Below are 22,451 nucleotides of genomic sequence, written 5' to 3' on the forward strand. Positions count from 1 at the left end.
AAAATGAAAAAAATTCTTAGTGTTTTTCTTATCGCAACAGCATTACTATCTAGTTGCAAGTCTAGTCAATTTAAAGATTTAGGTGACGGTCTCTTTGCAGATATACAAACTACTAAAGGCGATATTATTGTAAAATTAGAATACGATAAAACACCTGTAACTGTAGCTAACTTTGTTTCTCTTGCTGAAGGTAAAAGTCCTTTTGTTACAGACAGTCTTAAAGGGAAAAATTATTATGATGGAATAACTTTTCACAGAGTTATAAAAGATTTTATGATTCAAAGTGGTGATCCGACTGGAACAGGCACAGGTTCTCCTGGTTATAAGTTTGCTGATGAATTTGTAGATTCATTAAAACATGATAAAAAAGGAATTTTATCTATGGCAAATTCTGGGCCTAAAACAAATGGAAGTCAATTTTTTATTACACATAAAGCAACTCCTTTTTTAGACGGCAAACACACTGTTTTTGGTGAAGTTGTTAGTGGTTTAGATATTGTTGACTCTATTGCCAATGTAAAAACTTTAGCAAAAGACAAACCTGAAGTTGATGTGGTAATGAATAAAGTAGAGATTATTAGAAATGGTAAAGAAGCTAAAAAGTTTGATGCCGTTGCCGTAATGTCTAAATATTTTGAAGAAGAAGAATTAAAAGAGAAAGAAGCCGCAAGGTTAGCAAAAGAACGTGAAGAAAAGCTAAAAGTAACGAAAGCTAAATTTGTAAGTGAATTAGAAGGACAAAAAAGTGCTTCTCAAACTTTAGAATCTGGCCTGAAAATTTTTACAATTAATAAAGGTAGCGGACAAAAAACTAAACTTGGCCAAACTGTAAACGTATACTACGCAGGTTATTTTGAAGATGGTCGTTTATTTGACAGTAATGTTGAAACTATTGCTACTGAATTTGGTCAGTTTAACGAAAACAGAAAAGCACAAAACGGTTATGAAGCAATACCAATGCCTGTATCAATGGATGCTGGTTTAATTGCTGGTTTTAAAGAAGCTTTAATGAATATGGAAATCGGTCAAAAAGCACGTATTTTCATTCCTTATCACTTAGCTTACGGAGAAACTGGTAGAGGACCAATACCGCCAAGTACAGATTTAATCTTTGATTTAGAAATTACTGGTGTAGCTGAATAGTTAGCCTATATTAAAATACTAATTTTTACAATCCCAGAACGACAATTTTCGTTCTGGGATTTTTTATTTTATCCCGAATCTATATTCGACGAACTGCAATACTAACTCATTAACAATTACGTTAATCTAGTAAGTTTTTTTTAAAACATATTTATTGGACACTTTTAGAACTTAACCTATTTATTTAAACACTTTATGAAAAGAACACTATTAAACACAATTTTATTATGCTTTATTTTATGTACATCATGTTCAAATAATGAAGATTTTTTTGAAAATGAAATTACTGCTGAAACTGAAGAAGAAGAAATTTCTGAAGATGAGGACGAGGTAACAGAAGAAGAACAAAACGAAGAGGAAGAAGAGGATACAGAAGAAACTTTGGATTACACTACCGTAGTTGAAGAATATGGACAACTAAGTGTTTCTGGTAGCAAGATTATTGACCAGGATAACAACGAAATTCAATTACGGGGAATGTCGCTATTTTGGAGTCAATGGATGGGACAATTCTACACTTCTGGAACAGTAAATTGGCTACAGAGTGATTGGAATGCAACAATTGTTAGAGCATCAATGGGTGTTGAAGATTCTGATGGCTATTTAAGTAATCCTGATACTGAAAAAGCAAAAGTTTTTACCGTAATTGATGCTGCTATTGAAGCCGGTATTTATGTAATTGTAGATTGGCACAGTCATTATGCTGAACAAAATTTAGAAGAAGCCAAAGCATTTTTTGCTGAAGTAGCTCAAAAATATGGTGATTATCCAAATATTATTTATGAAACCTATAATGAACCTTTAGATGTTTCATGGGTTGATGTTTTAAAACCATACCACGAAAGTGTAATTGCAACTATAAGACAATATGATAGTAATAATATTATTGTCTGCGGTACTAGAACATGGTCACAACGTGTTGATGAAGTGGTTGGTAATGAAATTGATGATGATAATGTTGCTTATACCTTACACTACTATTCTTCAACTCATAAGGAAGAATTAAGAAACTATGCTAGCACAGCTATAAATAACAATATAGCAATTTTCGTTACTGAATTTGGTGTTACAGAAGCTTCTGGCGGAGGTTCCATTGATGTTGACTCAGCAAATACATGGTGGTCATTTTTAGATGAAAACAAAATATCATGGTGTAATTGGTCAATAGCAGATAAAGATGAAAGTTCTGCGGCATTAACCCCGGGCGCCAGTGGAGACGGAAATTGGAATGAGAGTGAACTAACAACTTCTGGAAGTATGGTTAGAACTGAAATGTTGGCTAAAAACCCAACTTACTAGTTTATCATTATCTATAAAAAACAAAAGCTCCTTCTGCAGTTGCAGAAGGAGCTTTTTATTTGACAAACTATTTTTATTTACTCAGGAATATTCTTTAAAATTTCTAAAGTAAACTTCCAAAATTTCTGAACTGAAGAAATACTAACACGTTCATCTGGTGAGTGTGCTCCTTTTATTGTTGGTCCGTAACTAATCATATCCATTTCTGGATAATTCTGACCTAAAATTCCACATTCTAAACCAGCATGACAGGCAACAACTTTTGGTTTCTCATTAAAAACCTGCTCATATTGAGCCTCTAATACTTTTAAAATTACAGAATTAGGGTTTGGATTCCATCCAGGATACTCTCTACTTAAACTTACATCAAAACCAGCAAGTTCAAATGTTGACCTTAATGTATTTGCCAAATCTTCTCTTCCAGTTTCAACAGAAGAACGTGTTAAACAGCCTACTTTTACTTTTCCGTTTTTCACAATAACTCTAGCTACATTATTTGAAGTTTCTACCAAATCAACAATTGCCAAACTCATACTATAAACACCATTATGTGCAGCATATATAGCCTTCAGCAGCTTCTCTTGACTTCCAATTCCCATAACTTTTCTAGGTTTTTTAACCTCTTCAAGTAAAATCTCCAAATCTGGTTCAATTAAAGTTTTTTCTTTTTTTATTATTTGAGACCAATTTTCAATATCTTTCTGAAAAGCTTGGCTATGCGACTTATCTACAACAAGTGTTGCAACGCTTTCTCTCGGAATTGCATTTCGCAAGCTACCTCCATCAATTGTAGCTATTCTAACAGTATATTGCTCTGAACTTAAATACAACAGTCTATTCATAATTTTATTGGCATTACCCAAACCCTTATGAATATCCATACCACTATGCCCACCTGTTAGACCTTTTACTGTAATTTTAAAAGCTTGCACTCCTCTTGGCACAGGTTTTTCGTTATAGGTACGTTTTGCAGTAATATCTACACCACCAGCACAACCTATATCAATCTCATCATCTTCTTCGGTATCTAAATTTAAAAGAATATCACCTTGTAAAATTCCACCTTTTAAACCCATTGCACCTGTCATACCAGTTTCTTCATCAATAGTAAACAAAGCTTCTAATGCAGGGTGCGGAATATCAGTACTTTCTAACAAAGCCATAATAGTTGCAACACCCATACCATTATCAGCACCAAGTGTTGTTCCTTTAGCTTTTACCCAATCACCATCAATAACCATAGCAATACCTTCTGTATCAAAATCAAAAGTAGTATCGTTATTTTTTTGATGCACCATATCTAAATGCGATTGTAGTGTAACCATCTTTCTATTTTCATACCCTAAGGTTGCAGGTTTTCTGATAATTACATTACCAACCTCATCTTCAAAAGTTTGAAGACCTAAAGACTTCCCAAAGTCAAGCATAAATGCAATTACACGCTCTTCTTTTTTTGAAGGTCTTGGTACTGCATTTAAATCTGCAAATTTATTCCAAACATTGTTTGGCACTAATTGTCGTACTTCTTTACTCATAATTATATCATAATTCTACCTCAAAAATACGGATACTAAAAGATTACACTATTTTTGATAGCACAAAAGATTATTAAATTTTAAATGAAGGGTAATTTTAAAAACATAATAGCGCTATCCATAGTACCGCAAATACTTTTTATCAAATGGATTAGTCATTACCCTAACCTTATTGAAAGGTACTACAGCGACAACCTTTACAACTATATTTCAAAATTTTTTCGTTTTTTATTTGGGTGGATACCTTTTTCAATTGGCGATATATTATACGCTATATTGATTATACTAGCAATTAGATACGTTTTTGTAAAAAGAAAATACATTTGGGATAACAAACTTATTTTTTTAAGAAATATCTTATTTGTCTTAGCCGTTGCTTACTTTACATTTCATATTTCTTGGGGGTTGAATTATTACCGCGAACCCATTGCCAGTAAATTGAATATTACTGAAAATCATGATAAAGAAGATTTACTTGATTTTGTAACCTTACTCATATCAAAAACTAATGAAGCTCAAGTGGCTATTACAAATGATAGCACTAAAATGGTTAAAAATCCATATTTAAATAAGGTAATATTCAAAAAAACAATTGAAGGTTACGCTCGTTTAAAAAAAATACACCCTTTCTTAAAATACGAACAACCAAGCACTAAAGAATCATTATTTAGTATTGGACTTAGTTATATGGGCTATGGTGGCTATCTGAACCCCTTTACTAATGAAGCACAAGTAAATAGTTTAGTGCCAAATTTTAGATTTCCAGTAATTGCAGGTCATGAAATGGGACACCAGATTGGATATTCCGCTGAAAACGAAACTAATTTAATTGGTTATTTGGTTACATTGAATAATGATGATCGTTATTTTAAATATAGTGCTTATGCTTACGCTTTAAATTATTGTTTAAGAGATATTAAAAGAAATGATAAAGAAGCTTTTGAAAAACTACTTTTACAGATTAACCCTGGTGTCAAAAAAAATTATCAGGAATTAGCCGCTTTCTGGAAACAGTATGAAAACGTTACCGAACCTATTTTCAAAGCCATTTTCAGCTCTTTCTTAAAGGCAAATAACCAGAAAGACGGAATAGAAAGCTATAGTCGTGTAGTTTTACTACTTGTAAGCTATCATCAAAAACATCCTTTGTAATTTTCTATTCACTAATATTAATTGTTCTTTTTTACTAGTCTTTCATTAATATCTTAACTCGATGTTAAAAAAATTAACAATACTGTCTTTTAAAAGTTTATCTCTTATTTTTAGAGAGACTAATTAACAAAAATACTTTTATGAAAACACGTTTACTCGTGCTCACCATGTTATGGTGTAGCAGTTTTTTGCTTGCACAAGATTATTTCCCGAAGAATGACGGTGTAAAATCAAAAAACAACAACTACACAGCTTTTACAAATGCCAAAATCTATGTTACTCCAAATCAAGTAATTGAAAACGGTACTCTACTTATTCAAAACGGTAAAGTTGTTCAAGCTGGAAAATCTGTTACAATACCTAAAAACACTGTAACAATTGATGTCTCAGGAAAATCTATCTACCCTTCTTTTATTGATATTTATTCAGATTTTGGGATAAAAAAACCTGAAAGAGCTCCTGGCAGAGGTAGAACAGCCGAATATGAACCTACTAGAGAAGGTTTTTATTGGAACGATCACATTATGCCAGAAACAAATGCCATTGCTACGTATAAGTTTGATGCTAAAAAAGCCAAAGAATTGCGTGAAGCTGGTTTCGGAATTGTAAATACACACTTACAAGATGGTATTGCACGTGGAACTGGTATACTTATCGCATTGAATTCTGAAGGAACTGATGCTAATCGCGTACTTGATGATAAATCAGCTCAATACTTTTCATTTAACAGAAGTATTACTAAAAAACAAGCATACCCAACCTCATTAATGGGAACTACTGCACTTTTACGCCAAATGTATAATGATATGGATTGGTATGCAAAAGGTAATATTGATACCAAAGACCGTTCTTTAGAGGCATTAATAGCAAACAAAAACCTTCCCCAAATTATTGAAGCAAAAGATAAATTTAAAGATTTACTTGCTGATAAAATAGGAGACGCTAACGGAATTCAATATACTATTTTAGCAGGTGGTGATGAGTATGAAAGTATCACAGAAATTAAAGCGACAAATGCTAAATATATTCTTCCTTTAAATTTCCCTGTAGCTTTTGATGTTTCGAACCCTTATCAAGCTGGTTATGTCTCTTTAGATAATATGCGCCATTGGAACTTAGCTCCTTCAAACCCAAAAGTATTGAGTGAAAACGGAGTTCAATACGCTATTACACTTTACGATTCAAAATCTACAAAAACATTTAAAGAAAATTTATTGAAAGCCATTACTTACGGACTTTCAAAAACAAAAGCTTTAGAAGCATTAACAACAATTCCTGCTCAGATTTTAGGCAAAAGTTCTCAAATAGGATCATTAAAATCAGGTAGTTATGCAAACTTCTTAATTGCTTCTGGTGATATTTTTGACAAGAATACTACACTTTATGAAAACTGGGTTCAAGGTCAAAAAAGTGTAGTAAATGATATCAACTTAAAAGATATACGTGGTGATTATGATTTGATTGTTGCTAATAAAACATTCAAGCTTAATATTGCAGGACAAACCAGTAAACCAAAAGCTACAATTAAAGAAGATACCATAAAGCTTGATTCTAAAATTAAATATGTCAACAATTGGTTAGACTTATCATTTTCTACTAAAAATGATGAGCTATATAGAATGACAAGCTTGGCAAGCAATTCTTCTGATGAATTAAGTGGTCGCTTAATTTTACCAACAGGTGAAGAAACAAGTTTTAAAGCTATAAAAACAAAAAGCTTTTCTGAAAAAGAAAAGAAAGAAAAAGAAAAAGAAGCTCTTACTCTAATGCCTATCCACTACCCTAATATTGGTTATGGTAGTGCTACTAAACCAAAACAAGAGACTATACTATTTAAAAATGCAACAGTTTGGACGAGTGAAGATGATGGTATTTTAAAAAATACTGATTTACTTATTAAAAATGGAAAAATAAGTAAGATAGGAAAAGACTTAAGTGCTGGCGGTGCTAAAGTAATTGATGCTACCGGAAAGCACGTTACTGCTGGTGTTATTGATGAACATTCGCATATTGGCTTATATAGTGTTAATGAAGCCGGACAAAATTCCTCTGCTGAAGTTACTATGGAAGATGCTGTAAATAGTGAGGATATGAATATTTACAGAAACTTAGGTGGTGGTGTAACAACATCACAACTATTGCACGGTTCTGCAAACCCTATTGGTGGACGCTCAGCAATTATAAAATTAAAATGGGGAGAAACTGCTGATAAAATGATTTATAGCAACAGTCCTAAATTTATAAAATTTGCCTTAGGTGAAAATGTAAAACAATCTAACTGGGGGAGCTTTAGCCGTTTTCCACAAACTAGAATGGGTGTTGAGCAAGTTTATATGAACTACTTTCAAAGAGGTAAAGAATATGACGAACTTAAAAAAAGCGGAAAGCCTTATCGCTATGATGAAGAAATGGAAGTTATTGCTCAAATTTTAAATGGTGAAGTTTTTATTAGTTGCCACTCTTATGTACAAAGTGAAATAAACATGCTAATGAAAGTTGCTGAAAAGTTTAATTTCAAAATCAACACTTTCACACACATACTCGAAGGTTACAAAGTTGCTGATAAAATGGCCGAGCATGGTGTTGGTGGTTCTACTTTTAGCGATTGGTGGGCGTACAAATATGAAGTAAATGACGCCATACCTTATAATGCTGCAATAATGCATAGCCAAGGGGTAACAGTTGCAATTAATAGTGATGACCGCGAAATGTCACGTAGACTAAACCAAGAAGCTGGTAAAATTGTAAAATATGGTGATGTTTCAGAAGAAGAAGCTTGGAAAATGGTAACTATAAACCCTGCTAAACTTTTACATCTTGATGATCGAACTGGAAGTTTAAAAGTTGGTAAAGATGCTGATGTTGTTCTTTGGACAGATCACCCGCTATCTGTTTATGCTAAGGCAGAAAAAACAATAATTGATGGTACCATATATTTTGATATTGAAAAAGACAAGCAGCAAAGAAAACTTATTCAAGAAGAAAGAAACATCTTAATCAATATGATGCTTAAGGAAAAGGAAAGTGGAAAACCTACTCAAAAGCCTAGAAAAAAATTGAATAAAGAATTTCATTGTGATTCATTATAAAAATACAAACATGAAAAAAATATTATATACACTCTTAATTTTTAGCTGTATAAGTGTTGGTTTCGCCCAACAAACACCCGCTAAAAAACAGACAGAAGCCATTACAATTGAAGGCGCTACTGCGCATTTAGGTAATGGAAAAATTATAGAAAACTCATTAGTAATTTTTGAAGGCGGAAAAATAACCTACGTTGGTAGTGCTAACATGAAAATAGCACGAAAAGGTACCGTTATAAACGCTAATGACAAACATATTTACCCTGGTTTTATTGCACCTGCAAAGTCACTAGGCTTAGTGGAAGTTAATGCCGTACGTGCAAGTGATGACCAAGATGAAATTGGTGATATGATTCCGCATATACGCAGTATCATAGCCTACAATGCTGAGTCTAAAGTTGTAGAAAGCATGAGACCTAATGGAGTATTATTGGCTCAAGTAACACCAAAAGGTGGCCGTATCTCAGGAACCTCATCAATTGTACAATTTGATGCTTGGAATTGGGAAGATGCTATTGTTAAAGAAGATGATGGCATTCATATGCATTGGCCAAATTATTTCAAGCAAGACCGTAGAAGTTTTGGTGTAGACTCTGGTTTTAAACCTAATGACAAGTATGTTGAAGAGTTAGATAAAATTAAAAGTTTTATTAAAAATTCATTTGCTTATGGAAAGTCCACTCCTAAAGAAATGAATCTTGCTTTTAAAGCGATGCAAGGTTTATTTGATGGTTCAAAAAAATTATACATATATGCAAACGGTGAAAAAGAAATAATAGATGCTATTACTTTAGCTAAAGAAAATAATATAAAAGAAGTTGTATTGGTTGGTGGATATGAAGCTCATAAAATCACAGATTTCTTAAAGAAAAATGATATAGCCATTTTAGTTAATTTTACGCATACATTACCTGAATTTGAAGATGATGATTATGATTTACCTTATAAAAACCCCAAATTATTAGTTGACGCAGGTCTGCTGGTTGGTTTACAAAACGCTTCTGCATCTAATTTTCAGACTAGAAATTTACCTTTCTATGCAGGTCAAATTGTTGGTCAAGGTTTAGATAAAGAAATTGCACTACAGTTAATTACTAGTAATAATGCCAAAATTTTAGGAATTGATGCTGATTACGGAACCTTAGAAGTAGGCAAAAGCGCTACTCTTTTTATTTCAGAAGGAGATGCTTTAGATATGCGTACAAATATTTTAAGTAAAGCATATATTGATGGTAGAGATATCTCACTAGAAACGCACCAAACAGAACTTTGGAAACGTTACATGAATAAATACGAAGAGACTAAATAGAAAAGTAATATTTATATTGTTGAAAAAGCGACTGAATTTCTTCAGTCGCTTTTTTTATTTTTTATTTCGAAGGAATAAACGGAACTAATTCACCTTCTTTATATTCGGTATCTCTTGATGCTAAACAGACAAAACCATCTACTTCAGCTAAACACGTTAAATCTCCTGAACCGTTATTTTCAACAGTTTTGGCATACAGTTTACCGTTTTCAAATTTCGTTTTTACAGGAACGTATAATGTTAAGTATGGATGCATTGGTGTATCATTATCCAATTCTACAAATTCATCCTTTACACCTAAACCTAAGGAGTTTTTTAACCAAGGTGTAAAATAGACATGATAATTAGAAAAAGTTGAAATTGGATTTCCAGGAAAAGAAAAAACCACTGTTTTGTATTCTTCATGCACACCAAACCAAAAAGGTCTTCCTGGTCGTTGCAATACTTTATGAAATATTTTTTCAACACCAAGTTCATCTAACACTTCAGGAATAAAATCAAACTTACCTTTTGATACACCACCGCTTAATAATAAAACATCATAATGCTTAGTAGCTATTTTCAGTCTTTCTTCAATACCTTTTTTGTCATCATAAATATGTAAATGAGTAGCATCAATTTTTTCCTCGAGCAAAGCCGCTTTCAACGAAAGTACATTTGATGTTCTCACTTGATGTGACAAAGGAGTTTCATCAACTGGCACCAATTCATCACCAGTAGAAATAACACAAACCTTAGGTAATTTTTTTACCAACACTTCACTTTTACCAACAGATGCTAAAATACCTATTTCAGAAGCAGAAATTTGAATTCCCTTATCCAATAAAACTGTACCCTCTTTTTTATCACTACCTTTAAAATGTATATTTTGTCCTTTTTTTGGGTCTGCATTTATTGTAGCGGAACCATCTTTAAGATCAACATCTTCATACATAATAATAGTGTCTGCGTTTTCAGGCAAAACGGCACCAGTCATTATTTCTAGACAATTTGAACTATCTTGTAATATCTGTTGCGGCATTCCTGCACTTATTACACCTTCTATTTTAAAAGTGCGCAAACCTTTTTCTAAAGCAGATTGATTAATAGCAATTCCATCTTTTGTTGATCTATTAAATGGAGGAAAATCTCTATCAGCATATATTGTCTCCGCCAAAATTCTGTTTTGACTAGACATTAAATCTACTGTTTCTTCCCCAAAATCTTGTGTGTACAGCATCACCCTCCTAAAGGCTTCATCATATGTTATCATAACACTTCTAATCCGTTTTTAAGCAACACCCGAATACCAACAATAAAAACTAATAAGGCTGTTAATCGTTTAATGTTATTTGGTGTTAATTTTTTTAAACTAATTCTAATTCCTAATTGTCCGCCTAAAAAAACAGCAATTATTAAAAAAAATGTTTCTTTCCAAGGAAGTTGTAATGTTCCCGCATTAAGCAATCCTAGAATTCCAGAAACCGAATTTACTAAAATAAAAAAACTTGCCAAAGCAGCAATTTTGATTGGTGTGTTCCATTTGAAATGATTTAATAATGGCGCCAAAAAAATACCACCGCCAATACCCACTAAACCAGATAAAAAACCAATTACACCTCCCGTAACATAACTAAAATATGCAGGATATTTTTTCACCTCTTTTTCTATTTTATTTTTAGAAAATGTTTGACCTGCTAACACAATTGCTGAAAGTATTAGTAACACCCCTAGAATGATAAAAAAAATATACTCATCAAGCTTAAAAGTTGCTCCTATAAATGCCAGTGGAATACTAGTGAGTATAAAAGGAATAAAATCTTTAATTTTTGCGTGATTGTGCTTAAAATATAAATAAGTACTACCACTAACTACTACTAAATTACAAATTAGCGCAATGGAGCGAATAGCAAAAAAACTAGGCAAGAATAAAGTTAGTAAGGCTAAATAACTAGAACCGCCACCAAAACCAACAGAAGAATATAATGTTGCTACAATAAAAAACCCTAAACAGAGTAGTATTAAATGAGTACTATCTAATAACATACTCATTCCATTTATTAATACCGCCTGTTACATTAATCAGTGTTGCTTCTGGTACTTTTTCTGATAATAAAGTTATAGCTTTCTGACTACGAATACCTGACTGGCAAATAACATAAACTTCTTCTGAAAAATTCACTTTTTCAAGCTCATCTACTAAATCTGCTAAAGGAATATGCAATGAATTATCTATATGAAATAGATTAAATTCTTCAAGAGTACGTACATCCAACAATTGTACATTTTTAGATTGTATTATTTCAAGTAACTCATCTGTAGTAACTGATTGTTGCTCAAGCTCACAACTAAAATCATATGAATCTTTCAACTTGGTAATTTGATCATTTCCAACTATTTTTTTAAAATTTATTTTTTGATAATTCTGATGTAAACCATCAAATAACAAAAATTTTCCTGAGAGTACCTCGCCTATTCCTGTGATAACTTTTACAGTTTCTAAGGCTTGCAAGTTGCCAATAATACCTGGCACAACACCTAAAACTCCGTTCTCATTACAATTTGGGATTTCAGATGGATTTGGCATAGTCGGAAAAATACAACGATACGTTGGTCCGTTTTGGTAATTAAAAACACTCACTTGACCTTCAAAACTATGCAATGCTCCATAAACAAAAGGCTTATTTAAAACTACACAAGCATCATTAACTAAATAACGTGTTGCAAAATTGTCAGATGCATCTAAAACAACGTCATAATTTAAAATTATTTCTAAAGCGTTTTCCTTAGTTAAAAAAGTATGGTACGGTATTAATTTTGTATTCGAGTTTTGAGCTTCAAGCTTCTCTATAAGTTTATTAATTTTTGATTGTCCTATTTCGCTTTCATAGTAACTTACTTGTCGGTGCAAATTGGATAAACTGACTACATCGTTATCCATAATTCCTAAAGTGCCAACGCCCATGGCATTCAAATAAGTTAAAGCCGGAACTCCCAACCCTCCAGCACCAACAACCAAAACCTTGGCTTCAGAAAGTTTTTTTTGTGCTTCAAAACCAAATTCTTTTAATTGTGTTTGTCGAGAATAGCGTTCCAGGTTCATTAGTTTCCAACTATTTTTAAAGCTTCTTCATATTCGGTAACAGAATTGGCATTCATTAATACTTTTTCATCTGAAGGAAAAACTAAAGCAATATCATTATTAATTAAAAATTTTCTTGGGCAACTACCTTGCTGGCTATTCATGTAATCAACAGATTTTTTCAAACTATCTGCTTCCCAAATTGCACATAATGGTTCTGGCAATGGGTTTTCTCGTAAAGCAAATGATGTTGCCAGTTTACTAGTATCTCTAGCCTTTATCAATTCTTTTAATGCTTTTAGATTAATTAAAGGTAAATCACAAGCTAAAACCAACCATGCTACATTTGAATGTTGCGCGTGTGCTGATAAAATTCCGTTATAAGGCCCTCTGAATTTATCTTCATCAATAATTACTTGAAAATCTTTAGGTATTTCTGTTTCTTGATCTTTTCGAATACTAATGAAAGTTTCATCACAAACCTCATCGAGCAAATTATAAATATAGTCGCGCTGCGGTATGCCATGATATTCAATCACACTTTTATCCTTTCCCATTCGGGTGCTTTTCCCGCCCGACAAAACTAAACCGTATATTTTATCTATTGAAGTCACTTTTTCCTCCCGTTTTTTTTGCCAATTGCACATCTGTAATAGTAATATCTTGTGATAATGCTTTGCACATATCATAAATGGTTAAAGCACTAACTGAGACCCCTGTTAAAGCTTCCATCTCTACCCCTGTTCGTTCATTACATTTTACGGTGCAGGTTATAATCAAACTATTCCCTTTTGGCTGTATATCAATTGCTATTTTTGATATTGCTAATTGATGACATAGCGGAATTAAGTCTGAAGTTTTTTTAACCGCTTGAATACCGGCAATTACAGCTGTTTGAATAATACTCCCTTTTTTTCCTAAAAAATCTTGACCAGCAAGTGTTTCAAATACTTCTTGCGGAAAAACTACCTGCCCAGTCGCAATTGCTGTTCTAGTAGTAATTTCTTTTTCAGAAACATCAACCATTGACGCATTTCCGGCATCATCTATATGCGATAATTTATTTTCCATTATCCTCCTATTGAAGTCATTGAGTTTGAAAAAACTCCTATATATTTTTCCTGCGCTTCAAAACCAGTTTTGGCCCTACTACCCACTGCTTTTAAAATATTTTCTTTTACTTTTTCTTCTGAATTATCGCTTCGCATTGCGGTAATTAAATTACTACTTGCTTTTGCATACAAACAAGTAATTACATCACCAGTTGCCGATATTCTCAATCGGTTACAAGAACCACAAAATGTTCTAGTGAAGGAAGGTATTACTCCAAAAGACCCCACAAAACCAGGGATCTTGTAATTTACAGAAGTTGATGTTTTTGGTGATTTAAGCTGATAATAATCAGGATATTTATCAGCTATATGTTCTAAAATCCTTTTATAATCCCAAGTAATTGCTTCAAAAGATTTTGTTCCGCCATTAAATGGCATTTCTTCTAAATATCGAACACAAACATTGTGATGCTTTGCTAAATCTAGCATCGGGATAATATCATCTGTATTTTGCCCATCAAGTGCTATAAAGTTAATACGCACATTAAAACCTTCTGTAATTAGTTTAATGATATTTTCATACACTGTATCGTATTGATCACGCCTTGTTATTCTTTTAAAAGTCTCCTTAGTAATAGCATCCATACTAATATTAAGGTTTTTAATTCCCAACGATTTTAGCTCATCTATATAAGGACCAATTACTGTTGCATTTGTGGTGATTGAAATATCATCTAAACCATCCATTTTAGATAAATTACGGAGTAGCACCATCAAATCTTTACGAACAAAAGGCTCTCCTCCTGTAATTCGAATTTTATTTACGCCTTGATCTACTAAAATCTGACTTAATTTTGTTAACTCATCAATCGTAAACAGCTTATTATTTTCAGCAAAATTTATTCCTTCAGATGGCATACAGTAATTACAACGCAAATTGCAACGGTCCGTTACTGCCAAACGCAGGTAATTAATAGTTCTATTATGATTGTCTACTAACATAATTTATGGATGTGCTGAAACCCAAACAGATTTATTACTAAAGAATTCTTTTTTCCAAATAGGAACACGCTCTTTTAACGTATCTATTAAATATCTACATGCTTCAAAACAAGCATCACGATGCGCAGAAGAAGCTCCAACAATTACCACAGGATCTTCAACTTGCTTCACACCTACTGCATGACGAATAACAACTTTATTTAATTGCCATTTTTCAATTGCTTCATCAGCAATTTTAGTCATTTCCTTTAATGCCATTGCTTTATAGGTTTCAAACTCTAAAGAAACAACACTTGCATTATTTGTAAAATCGCGTACAGCACCTACAAAAACACATATACCACCACTACTTGGGTGAGACAAGTCTTTATAAACTTCTGCCGTATCAATATCATCTACAATCTCTATATACTTCATAAAATTACCCACCACTTACTGGGGGAATTATTGCTATTTCATCATTTGATTTCAAAAAAACATTTTCATCTGCATACTCACTATTAACAGCTATTGCCAACGAAGACAATTTGTTAAACTCTGGAAACAAAACAACCAAAACATCCTTTAACTCTTTTACAGTTGAAGGGTGTTTTGGTTGCGCAGGAACTTCATACTCTGAAGCTCCTATAATGTCTTTTGCTATACCGAATAATAAAACTTTCATTTCAAAAATTTTGAAGGAGAAAGTTACGCATATTCAATGGCAATAAAAATCTAAACTTGTTATATTTCTATTGCTTTTTACCTGTAACAACTTTTGCTGCTTCTGGTTTTGCATAAAAACTAGCTGGTTTTGCTTCCGTAGTTAATTTTACATTTTCAAAATTTACAGTACGTTGTGCTTCTCCTATAACTAATCCTTCAGCCTTATGCCAAGTTAATGTTTTTGGTAATACAAGTCCTGATAATTCTTGTGTATCACTATAGTTGATCCAGCTAATCTTATCTGATTTTTCTCCTGATCTATAAGTAACAGTATACCCTAACCATTCCATTTTATATGTTTCTGGGTTGTAATGAATAAAATACTCATCTTTATATGACGAACCTACACCTTCATTAAAACTCATTTTTACACCTGGGTATGACTTACCTTCAAAAGTTACGCTTTCAGTTTCACCATAAATAATACCATTATCAGCTAAAACAAATGGCATTGCATAAAAATAAAAATATAAGTTATTGTAAAATACGGCATCGCCTTTAAATGTATTTTCAGTATCTAAAACCCAAACATTTTTACCATTAAAACCTCTTTCTATTGAACCACTTAGTACTTTTTCTTTTCTTGTAGGTATGTCAATAGTATAATTCTCTACACCACTTTTACCTGGCTTATCAAAAGACAATGTTTTTTGTGCTTTCCAATTTTGCAAACCTCCGTGTGCTTCAAACACTTTCACTAGAGCTTCAGGATAAGCTTTCTCCGCCATTATTGGTTTTACTTCTTCTATTTTCTCTTCTGCTTTCTCTTCTGTCTTTTTGTTTTCTTTACAAGACGATAAAAAAATTAGGGCTAATACTAAGGGAATTAATTTCATTTTAGTTGTTTTCAAATTTGTTAATTATTTGTCAGTCTCTAAATATCACAATACTTTACAAAATTAATCTTAACTAAATGCTAAATTTAGTATTCATACACTTTAAAATTAAATAAGACATATTATATGTTTGTCTTATTTTTGCAGTAATGAATAACATAAAGCAAATATCAAGTTTACAAAACGCTTTGATTAAAAGGGTTTTAGTACTAAAAGATAAATCTAGAGAGCGAAAAAAAACACAACAATTTGTAGTTGAAGGAATTCGTGAATTTAGTTTAGCGCTAAAAGGTGCTTATGAAATTCAGACTTTATTTTTTTATGAAGATTTAATCTCCACAGAAAAAATTGAAAAAATTACACAGAATTTAAATTCCCAACCTGAACTAATTCAGGTTTCAAAAGAGGTCTATCAAAAAATTGCCTACCGCGAAACCACCGAGGGCATTTTAGCGATTGCAAAAAGTAAAACTCATAGTTTAGATGTTTTAAATTTTGAAAACAAAACACCATTAATTCTTATTGCAGAAGCACCCGAAAAACCAGGGAATATTGGAGCCTTACTGAGAACTGCTGATGCCTCTAATTTAGACGCTGTTATTATCGCAAATCCAAAAAGTGATTTATACAACCCAAACATAATTAGATCAAGTGTTGGTTGTGTTTTTACAAATACTATCGCTACAGGAACCACAGAAGAGATTATTTCGTTTTTAAAAGCAAAAAATATTAATATTTACTGCGCCGCTTTAACAGCATCAAAACCTTATACCAAAATTGATTATAATACTAGCTCAGCTATTGTTGTAGGCACTGAAGCCACTGGCCTATCCGATGAGTGGCTAGCAAGCTCAATACAAAATATTATCATACCAATGGAAGGCGAAATAGACTCAATGAACGTTTCGGTCTCTGCCGCAATCATCATTTTTGAGGCTAAAAGGCAACGAAATTCTTAACTTTACGTTATAGCATAGTAAGACTAACAAACCTATGAGCAACCAACCACTCTTTTACATCATCATTGGAATCTTATCTATACAGTTTTTTACAGAAACTATACTGGATTACCTTAATGCAAAAAACTATCACAAGCCAGTACCTGAAGAGTTAAATGATGTTTTTGACACAGAAGAGTATTTAAAATCTCAAGATTATAAAAAAACAAATTATAGATTTGCTTTAACAACTTCTACATTTTCATTTACACTTACTTTATTATTCTTAATATTTGGTGGTTTTGGATGGGTTGACCAAATTGCGAGAAGTTATACCGACAATAATATTGTAATTGCACTTATTTTTTTTGGAATTATTATGATTGGAAGCGATATTATTACCACTCCATTTTCTTACTATTCAACTTTTGTTATTGAAGAAAAGTTTGGTTTCAATAAATCAACCACAAAATTATTCTTCATGGATAAATTGAAAGGTTGGTTAATGACCACAATTCTTGGTGGTATTATTCTAACACTTATTATTTGGTTTTTCAATTGGGCCAATAGTAATTTCTGGATTTATACTTGGGCAGTGATTGCTGTAGTTTCCTTATTAATAAACTTATTTTACAGTAAACTAATCGTTCCTTTATTTAACAAACAAACTCCATTGAGCGACGGAACTCTTAAAAATAAAATTGAGAGCTATGCGCAAAAAGTAGGTTTTGAACTTAAAAATATATTTGTAATTGACGGTTCTAAACGCTCAACAAAAGCAAATGCATACTTTTCTGGTTTCGGAAAAGAAAAGCGCGTAACTCTTTATGATACACTCATTAATGATTTAGAAGAAGATGAAATTGTGGCTGTTTTGGCGCATGAAGTTGGCCATTACAAAAGAAAACACATCATTTTTAATTTAATTAGCAGTATTTTATTAACAGGTTTTACGCTTTTTATACTTTCTCTTTTTATTAACACACCTGAAGTATCTCTAGCAATTGGCGTATCAAAACCAAGTTTTCATGCCGCATTAATTAGTTTTGGAATACTATACAGTCCTATTTCAGAGTTTACTGGCTTAATAATGAATTATATATCAAGAAAATTTGAATATCAAGCAGATGATTATGCTAAAAACACATTTGCAGCAATGCCCCTTATAACTTCTCTTAAAAAATTGTCTAAAAACAGTTTAAGCAACTTAACCCCACATCCTGCATATGTTTTTATGCACTATTCTCATCCTCCTTTAATTGCTCGCATAAAAAATTTAAAGGCATAGTATTTGTAGGATAGTTGCTAGTATTATATTATTTTTAATAGATGATGACTGAAGAAGCTATAGAAAAAGAGAATAAAGAGATAGCAAAGCAATACAAAGAATTACTTCGTATCAGCTATCAAACGCTTACCGATGAAGACAAAAAATTAATACGCTCTGCCTTTGATATTGCTGTTGATGCGCATAAAGAACAACGCAGAAAATCTGGCGAAGCTTATATTTTTCACCCAATAGCTGTAGCAAAAATTGTAGCTTCAGAAATCGGACTTGATGCTGTATCTATTGCTTCTGCTTTATTACATGATGTTGTTGAAGATACCGAATACACCCTTGATGATATTGAGCGTATGTTTGGCGAAACTGTCGCCAGAATTGTTGACGGACTGACAAAAATTGCTCACCTGAAAAAAGATATGAACATATCACAACAGGCAGAGAATTTTAGAAAGATGCTTTTAACGCTTAATGATGACATACGAGTTATCATTATAAAAATAGCAGATCGTTACCATAATATGCTTACGATGGATTCAATGCCTGAATACAAACAGGTAAAAATAGCATCTGAAACGTTATATATTTATGCGCCACTTGCACATAGAATTGGACTGTACAATATAAAAACAGAATTAGAAGATTTAAGTTTAAAATATACTGAGCCTGAAGTTTATAAAGATATTCTTAGTAAAATAGAAGAAACTAAAGAGGAACAAGTTCAGTATATTGAAGATTTCTCTGATGTTATAAAAGAATCTTTAGATAAAGAAGGCCTGCACTATACTGTAAAAGGCCGAATGAAATCCATTTTTTCTATTCGTAAAAAAATGGTTGCGCAAAATGTTACGTTTGATGAAATCTACGACAAGTTTGCAATTAGAATTATTTACAAGTCCGATAAAAAAAATGAAAAATTCTTAGCTTGGAAAATATATTCTATAGTTACGGATCACTTCACCCCTAACCCTGTACGTTTACGTGATTGGATTTCTTCTCCGAAATCAACTGGTTACGAAGCTTTGCACATTACTGTAATGGGGCCAATGGGAAAATGGGTTGAGGTACAAATACGTAGTGAGCGCATGCACGAGATTGCAGAAAAAGGCTATGCTGCTCATTACAAATACAAGCACGGAAGTGATAAAGAGATTGGTATTGAAGAATGGCTAAATAAATTACAAGAGGCCTTAGAAAATGCCAATACAAATGCTGTAGATTTTGTTGAAGAATTTAAGCTAAACTTATATTCTAAAGAGATATTTGTATTTACCCCAAAAGGAGAATTAAAATCGTTACCAAAAAATGCTACACCGTTAGATTTTGCGTTTAACATTCATACAGAAGTTGGTATGCACACTCGTGGCGCTAAAGTAAATGGTAAACTTGTACCTTTAAACACTACATTACATAGTGGTGATCAGGTGGAGATAATGACCTCGGAGAGCGCTAGGCCTAACCAGCATTGGTTAGACTACGCAACTACAGCAAGAGCAAGAGCTAAAATAAAATCTACATTAAGGGAAGAGAAAAAAGGTGTTGCCTTAGAAGGAAAAGAGATTTTACGTAGAAAATTAAGGTCTCAAAAAATTAATTTTAGTGAAGATACCATCAATAAAATGGTCATGTATTTTAAACTAAAAACTAGTTTAGATTTATTTTACCGCGTAGGTATTGGTGCTATTGATAATCAAAAAATAAAAGAGTACGCAGCCAATGATAGTAACACTATCATGAATTTCTTCAAAAATAAAATTAGAAGAACGCAAACTCCCGAAGATATTGACAAAGAAGAAATCACTTCTAAGTACGATTTATTAGTTTTTGGTAAGGAAGAAGAAAAATTACCCTATAAATTATCACCATGTTGTAACCCCATTCCGGGTGATGATGTTTTCGGTTTTGTGAGTATTAATGAAGGTATAAAAGTACACACAAAGAACTGCCCTAATGCAATTTCACTACAATCCAACTACGCATACCGTATAATAAGTGCAAAATGGATTGATTCAAGCCAGCAAGAATTTACTTCTGAAATTAGACTTACAGGCATTGATAACTTAGGGTTAATTAGTAGTATTACTGATGTTATTTCAGGAAATATGCATGTTAACATGCGTAACATTAATTTTAGTACTGATGGCGGTACATTTAAAGGAATTATAACAGTTGTTGTAAAAAACAATGATATACTTAAAAAAGTTATAAACAATTTAAAGAAGATTAACGGTATTGACAAAGTGACTAGAATTTAAATTTTAGATGTACCTTTGTAATTAAGTAAAGATGCATAAGTTCTTATGAGCGAAAACAAGAACCAAGACATCGTAAAAAATGTCTTTACCAATTTTTTAGAAGAAAACGGGCACAGAAAAACTCCCGAAAGGTACGCTATACTCCAAGAAATTTACGATAGTGAAGAGCATTTTGATATAGAAAGTCTTTATATCAACATGAAAAATAAAAATTATCGTGTAAGTCGTGCTACATTGTATAACACTATTGAACTACTTTTAGATTGCAAGTTGGTACGTAAGCACCAATTTGGCAAAAACCAAGCTCAGTATGAAAAATCATATTTTGATAGGCAACATGATCATGTTGTACTAACAGATACTGGTGAGGTTATTGAGTTTTGCGATCCTCGAATACAGTCAATAAAAAAAACAATAGAAGAGGTTTTTGATATAAAAATCAACACACACTCACTATACTTCTACGGAACAAGAAATAAAGAAGAAAATACAAATAATTAACGAATACAATAATGGCAGTAGATTTACTACTCGGGCTTCAATGGGGAGACGAAGGAAAAGGAAAAATAGTTGATGTACTAACTCAAAATTATGATATCATTGCTCGTTTTCAAGGTGGGCCAAATGCAGGTCATACATTAGAGTTTGACGGAATTAAGCATGTTTTACACACAATTCCTTCTGGTATTTTTCACAAAGGTGCCATAAATATTGTGGGTAACGGTGTTGTAATAGATCCGGTTATTTTCCAAAAAGAACTTGACAATCTTGAAAAGTTTAATTTAGATATTCCATCTATATTATTAATATCAAGGAAAGCACATTTAATTTTACCAACACACCGTTTACTTGATGCAGCTTCTGAAGCATCAAAAGGAAAAGCTAAAATTGGCTCTACTTTAAAAGGTATTGGCCCAACATACATGGACAAAACTGGTCGTAATGGTATGCGAATTGGTGATTTAGAGTTTTCTGATTGGAAAGAAAAGTATCGTAACCTAGCTGATAAGCATGAAGCTATGATTAACTTTTACGATGTTGATATTCAGTATGATTTAAAAGAATTAGAAGAAGATTTCTTTAAAGCTGTTGAAACCTTAAAGAAACTTACTTTTATCGATAGCGAAGAATATTTATTTAATGCACAACGTGAAGGTAAAAAAATACTTGCTGAAGGTGCTCAAGGTTCATTATTAGATATTGATTTTGGAACTTACCCTTTTGTAACTTCTTCAAATACTACTGCAGCTGGTGCTTGTACAGGTTTAGGCGTTGCCCCTAATAAAATTGGTGACGTAAAAGGTATTTTTAAGGCATATACAACCCGTGTTGGTAGTGGGCCTTTCCCTACTGAACTTTTTGATGAAGATGGCGCAATAATGGCCAAAGTTGGTAACGAGTTTGGCGCTACTACAGGTAGAGCAAGGCGTTGTGGCTGGTTAGATTTAGTAGCATTAAAATATGCTGTTCAAATTAATGGCGTAACTGAGTTAATGATGATGAAAGGTGATGTGCTTAGTGGCTTCAAAACACTTAAAGTATGTACTGCTTATGAATATAAAGGCAAAACTATAACACACTTCCCTTATAATATTGAAGAAGAAAGTGTAACTCCTATTTATTCTGAAATGGATGGTTGGGCTGAAGATCTTACTAAGATGAGTAGTTCAGATCAATTACCAGAAACTTTAAACAAGTATATAGATTTCCTTGAAAAGGAATTAGAAGTGCCTATTAAAATTGTTTCAGTTGGCCCTGACAGAACACAAACAATTTACAGATAAATTTTAGAAGCC

At 32.5% G+C, this 22,451-nt stretch carries 20 protein-coding genes; 10 read left to right on the top strand and 10 right to left on the bottom strand.

All coding sequences use genetic code 11. From position 1 onward, the window contains the following. Positions 1–3: 3 nt before the first annotated feature. Both KO500_RS08695 and KO500_RS08700 read left to right on the top strand, forming a co-directional pair. Positions 4–1,143 (top strand): peptidylprolyl isomerase, encoded by a 1,140-nt coding sequence (locus KO500_RS08695; protein ID WP_215956145.1) that lies wholly within the window; start codon positions 4–6, stop codon positions 1,141–1,143. Positions 1,144–1,338: 195 nt separating this feature from the next. After that, the gene (locus tag KO500_RS08700; protein WP_215956146.1) at positions 1,339–2,442 is read left to right on the top strand and encodes a glycoside hydrolase family 5 protein; all 1,104 of its coding nucleotides are present in this window, start codon (positions 1,339–1,341) and stop codon (positions 2,440–2,442) included. A 77-nt stretch (positions 2,443–2,519) separates the two neighbouring features. On the opposite strand, the gene KO500_RS08705 is transcribed toward KO500_RS08700, so the two are convergent. After that, positions 2,520–3,977 carry an aminoacyl-histidine dipeptidase gene (locus KO500_RS08705; RefSeq protein WP_215956147.1) on the bottom strand — a complete coding sequence of 486 codons (1,458 nt, stop codon included), beginning with the start codon at positions 3,975–3,977 and terminating at the stop codon, positions 2,520–2,522. 84 nt (positions 3,978–4,061) lie between these two features. Between KO500_RS08705 and KO500_RS08710 the strand changes: the two genes are divergently transcribed. The 3 genes from KO500_RS08710 (at position 4,062) to KO500_RS08720 (ending at position 9,524) form a co-directional block, all read left to right on the top strand. Next, a complete protein-coding gene (locus KO500_RS08710; protein WP_215956148.1) occupies positions 4,062–5,129 on the top strand; it encodes a DUF3810 domain-containing protein in 1,068 nt (355 codons plus the stop codon). A 140-nt stretch (positions 5,130–5,269) separates the two neighbouring features. Next, positions 5,270–8,218 carry an amidohydrolase family protein gene (locus tag KO500_RS08715; RefSeq protein ID WP_215956149.1) on the top strand — a complete coding sequence of 983 codons (2,949 nt, stop codon included), beginning with the start codon at positions 5,270–5,272 and terminating at the stop codon, positions 8,216–8,218. A 10-nt stretch (positions 8,219–8,228) separates the two neighbouring features. After that, positions 8,229–9,524: an amidohydrolase family protein gene (locus KO500_RS08720; protein ID WP_215956150.1), complete on the top strand. Its 1,296-nt coding sequence runs from the start codon at positions 8,229–8,231 to the stop codon at positions 9,522–9,524. A gap of 61 nt (positions 9,525–9,585) precedes the next feature. Here the strand turns inward: KO500_RS08720 and KO500_RS08725 are convergent, their stop codons facing one another. From KO500_RS08725 to KO500_RS08765, 9 genes are all read right to left on the bottom strand, one after another. Beyond that, complete coding sequence (locus KO500_RS08725) at positions 9,586–10,776, bottom strand: molybdopterin molybdotransferase MoeA (RefSeq protein WP_215956151.1); 1,191 nt, start codon at positions 10,774–10,776, stop codon at positions 9,586–9,588. Continuing rightward, positions 10,773–11,549: a sulfite exporter TauE/SafE family protein gene (locus tag KO500_RS08730; RefSeq protein ID WP_215956245.1), complete on the bottom strand. Its 777-nt coding sequence runs from the start codon at positions 11,547–11,549 to the stop codon at positions 10,773–10,775. Before KO500_RS08730 ends, KO500_RS08725 begins: the two co-directional genes overlap by 4 nt. After that, positions 11,536–12,606 (bottom strand): HesA/MoeB/ThiF family protein, encoded by a 1,071-nt coding sequence (locus KO500_RS08735; RefSeq protein ID WP_215956152.1) that lies wholly within the window; start codon positions 12,604–12,606, stop codon positions 11,536–11,538. The genes KO500_RS08730 and KO500_RS08735 overlap by 14 nt, the downstream gene beginning before the upstream one ends. Further along, on the bottom strand, positions 12,606–13,274 hold the full coding sequence (gene mobA, locus KO500_RS08740) for a molybdenum cofactor guanylyltransferase (protein WP_354668436.1): 669 nt from the start codon (positions 13,272–13,274) through the stop codon (positions 12,606–12,608). The genes KO500_RS08735 and mobA overlap by 1 nt, the downstream gene beginning before the upstream one ends. Next, positions 13,183–13,656 carry a cyclic pyranopterin monophosphate synthase MoaC gene (gene moaC, locus KO500_RS08745; RefSeq protein WP_215956154.1) on the bottom strand — a complete coding sequence of 158 codons (474 nt, stop codon included), beginning with the start codon at positions 13,654–13,656 and terminating at the stop codon, positions 13,183–13,185. Before moaC ends, mobA begins: the two co-directional genes overlap by 92 nt. Beyond that, entirely contained in the window at positions 13,656–14,639 is a 984-nt protein-coding gene (gene moaA, locus KO500_RS08750; RefSeq protein ID WP_215956155.1) for a GTP 3',8-cyclase MoaA, read from the bottom strand. Before moaA ends, moaC begins: the two co-directional genes overlap by 1 nt. 3 nt (positions 14,640–14,642) lie before the next feature. After that, a complete protein-coding gene (locus tag KO500_RS08755; RefSeq protein ID WP_215956156.1) occupies positions 14,643–15,056 on the bottom strand; it encodes a molybdenum cofactor biosynthesis protein MoaE in 414 nt (137 codons plus the stop codon). A gap of 4 nt (positions 15,057–15,060) precedes the next feature. Next, the gene (locus KO500_RS08760; RefSeq protein ID WP_215956157.1) at positions 15,061–15,303 is read right to left on the bottom strand and encodes a MoaD/ThiS family protein; all 243 of its coding nucleotides are present in this window, start codon (positions 15,301–15,303) and stop codon (positions 15,061–15,063) included. A gap of 67 nt (positions 15,304–15,370) precedes the next feature. Beyond that, the gene (locus tag KO500_RS08765; protein ID WP_215956158.1) at positions 15,371–16,180 is read right to left on the bottom strand and encodes a DUF6503 family protein; all 810 of its coding nucleotides are present in this window, start codon (positions 16,178–16,180) and stop codon (positions 15,371–15,373) included. Positions 16,181–16,329: 149 nt separating this feature from the next. On the opposite strand from KO500_RS08765, the gene KO500_RS08770 reads away from it, so the two are divergent. The 5 genes from KO500_RS08770 to KO500_RS08790 are packed head-to-tail and all read left to right on the top strand — an operon-like array spanning position 16,330 to position 22,439. Further along, positions 16,330–17,139, top strand: coding sequence for a TrmH family RNA methyltransferase (locus KO500_RS08770; protein ID WP_215956159.1), 810 nt, complete (start codon positions 16,330–16,332; stop codon positions 17,137–17,139). Between the two features lie 34 nt (positions 17,140–17,173). Then, positions 17,174–18,406 (top strand): M48 family metallopeptidase, encoded by a 1,233-nt coding sequence (locus tag KO500_RS08775; protein WP_215956160.1) that lies wholly within the window; start codon positions 17,174–17,176, stop codon positions 18,404–18,406. Positions 18,407–18,450: 44 nt separating this feature from the next. Next, positions 18,451–20,655, top strand: coding sequence for a RelA/SpoT family protein (locus KO500_RS08780; protein ID WP_215956246.1), 2,205 nt, complete (start codon positions 18,451–18,453; stop codon positions 20,653–20,655). A 45-nt stretch (positions 20,656–20,700) separates the two neighbouring features. Beyond that, a complete protein-coding gene (locus KO500_RS08785; RefSeq protein WP_215956161.1) occupies positions 20,701–21,156 on the top strand; it encodes a Fur family transcriptional regulator in 456 nt (151 codons plus the stop codon). Between the two features lie 11 nt (positions 21,157–21,167). Further along, entirely contained in the window at positions 21,168–22,439 is a 1,272-nt protein-coding gene (locus tag KO500_RS08790; RefSeq protein ID WP_215956162.1) for an adenylosuccinate synthase, read from the top strand. The last annotated feature ends 12 nt before the right edge of the window (positions 22,440–22,451 follow it).

The organism is Cellulophaga baltica, from assembly GCF_018861125.1.
GTDB lineage: Bacteria > Bacteroidota > Bacteroidia > Flavobacteriales > Flavobacteriaceae > Cellulophaga > Cellulophaga baltica_A.

Coding starts and splice junctions, on each gene's coding strand:
- KO500_RS08700 (WP_215956146.1), top strand. CDS start 1,339: ATGAAAAGAACACTATTAAACACAATTTTATTATGCTTTATTTTATGT.
- KO500_RS08775 (WP_215956160.1), top strand. CDS start 17,174: ATGAGCAACCAACCACTCTTTTACATCATCATTGGAATCTTATCTATA.
- KO500_RS08705 (WP_215956147.1), bottom strand. CDS start 3,977: ATGAGTAAAGAAGTACGACAATTAGTGCCAAACAATGTTTGGAATAAA.
- KO500_RS08760 (WP_215956157.1), bottom strand. CDS start 15,303: ATGAAAGTTTTATTATTCGGTATAGCAAAAGACATTATAGGAGCTTCA.
- KO500_RS08695 (WP_215956145.1), top strand. CDS start 4: ATGAAAAAAATTCTTAGTGTTTTTCTTATCGCAACAGCATTACTATCT.
- KO500_RS08770 (WP_215956159.1), top strand. CDS start 16,330: ATGAATAACATAAAGCAAATATCAAGTTTACAAAACGCTTTGATTAAA.
- mobA (WP_354668436.1), bottom strand. CDS start 13,274: ATGATATGTGCAAAGCATTATCACAAGATATTACTATTACAGATGTGC.
- KO500_RS08765 (WP_215956158.1), bottom strand. CDS start 16,180: ATGAAATTAATTCCCTTAGTATTAGCCCTAATTTTTTTATCGTCTTGT.
- KO500_RS08790 (WP_215956162.1), top strand. CDS start 21,168: ATGGCAGTAGATTTACTACTCGGGCTTCAATGGGGAGACGAAGGAAAA.
- KO500_RS08735 (WP_215956152.1), bottom strand. CDS start 12,606: ATGAACCTGGAACGCTATTCTCGACAAACACAATTAAAAGAATTTGGT.
- KO500_RS08710 (WP_215956148.1), top strand. CDS start 4,062: ATGAAGGGTAATTTTAAAAACATAATAGCGCTATCCATAGTACCGCAA.
- KO500_RS08730 (WP_215956245.1), bottom strand. CDS start 11,549: ATGTTATTAGATAGTACTCATTTAATACTACTCTGTTTAGGGTTTTTT.
- KO500_RS08725 (WP_215956151.1), bottom strand. CDS start 10,776: ATGATAACATATGATGAAGCCTTTAGGAGGGTGATGCTGTACACACAA.
- KO500_RS08720 (WP_215956150.1), top strand. CDS start 8,229: ATGAAAAAAATATTATATACACTCTTAATTTTTAGCTGTATAAGTGTT.
- KO500_RS08715 (WP_215956149.1), top strand. CDS start 5,270: ATGAAAACACGTTTACTCGTGCTCACCATGTTATGGTGTAGCAGTTTT.
- moaA (WP_215956155.1), bottom strand. CDS start 14,639: ATGTTAGTAGACAATCATAATAGAACTATTAATTACCTGCGTTTGGCA.
- KO500_RS08755 (WP_215956156.1), bottom strand. CDS start 15,056: ATGAAGTATATAGAGATTGTAGATGATATTGATACGGCAGAAGTTTAT.
- KO500_RS08785 (WP_215956161.1), top strand. CDS start 20,701: ATGAGCGAAAACAAGAACCAAGACATCGTAAAAAATGTCTTTACCAAT.
- moaC (WP_215956154.1), bottom strand. CDS start 13,656: ATGGAAAATAAATTATCGCATATAGATGATGCCGGAAATGCGTCAATG.
- KO500_RS08780 (WP_215956246.1), top strand. CDS start 18,451: ATGACTGAAGAAGCTATAGAAAAAGAGAATAAAGAGATAGCAAAGCAA.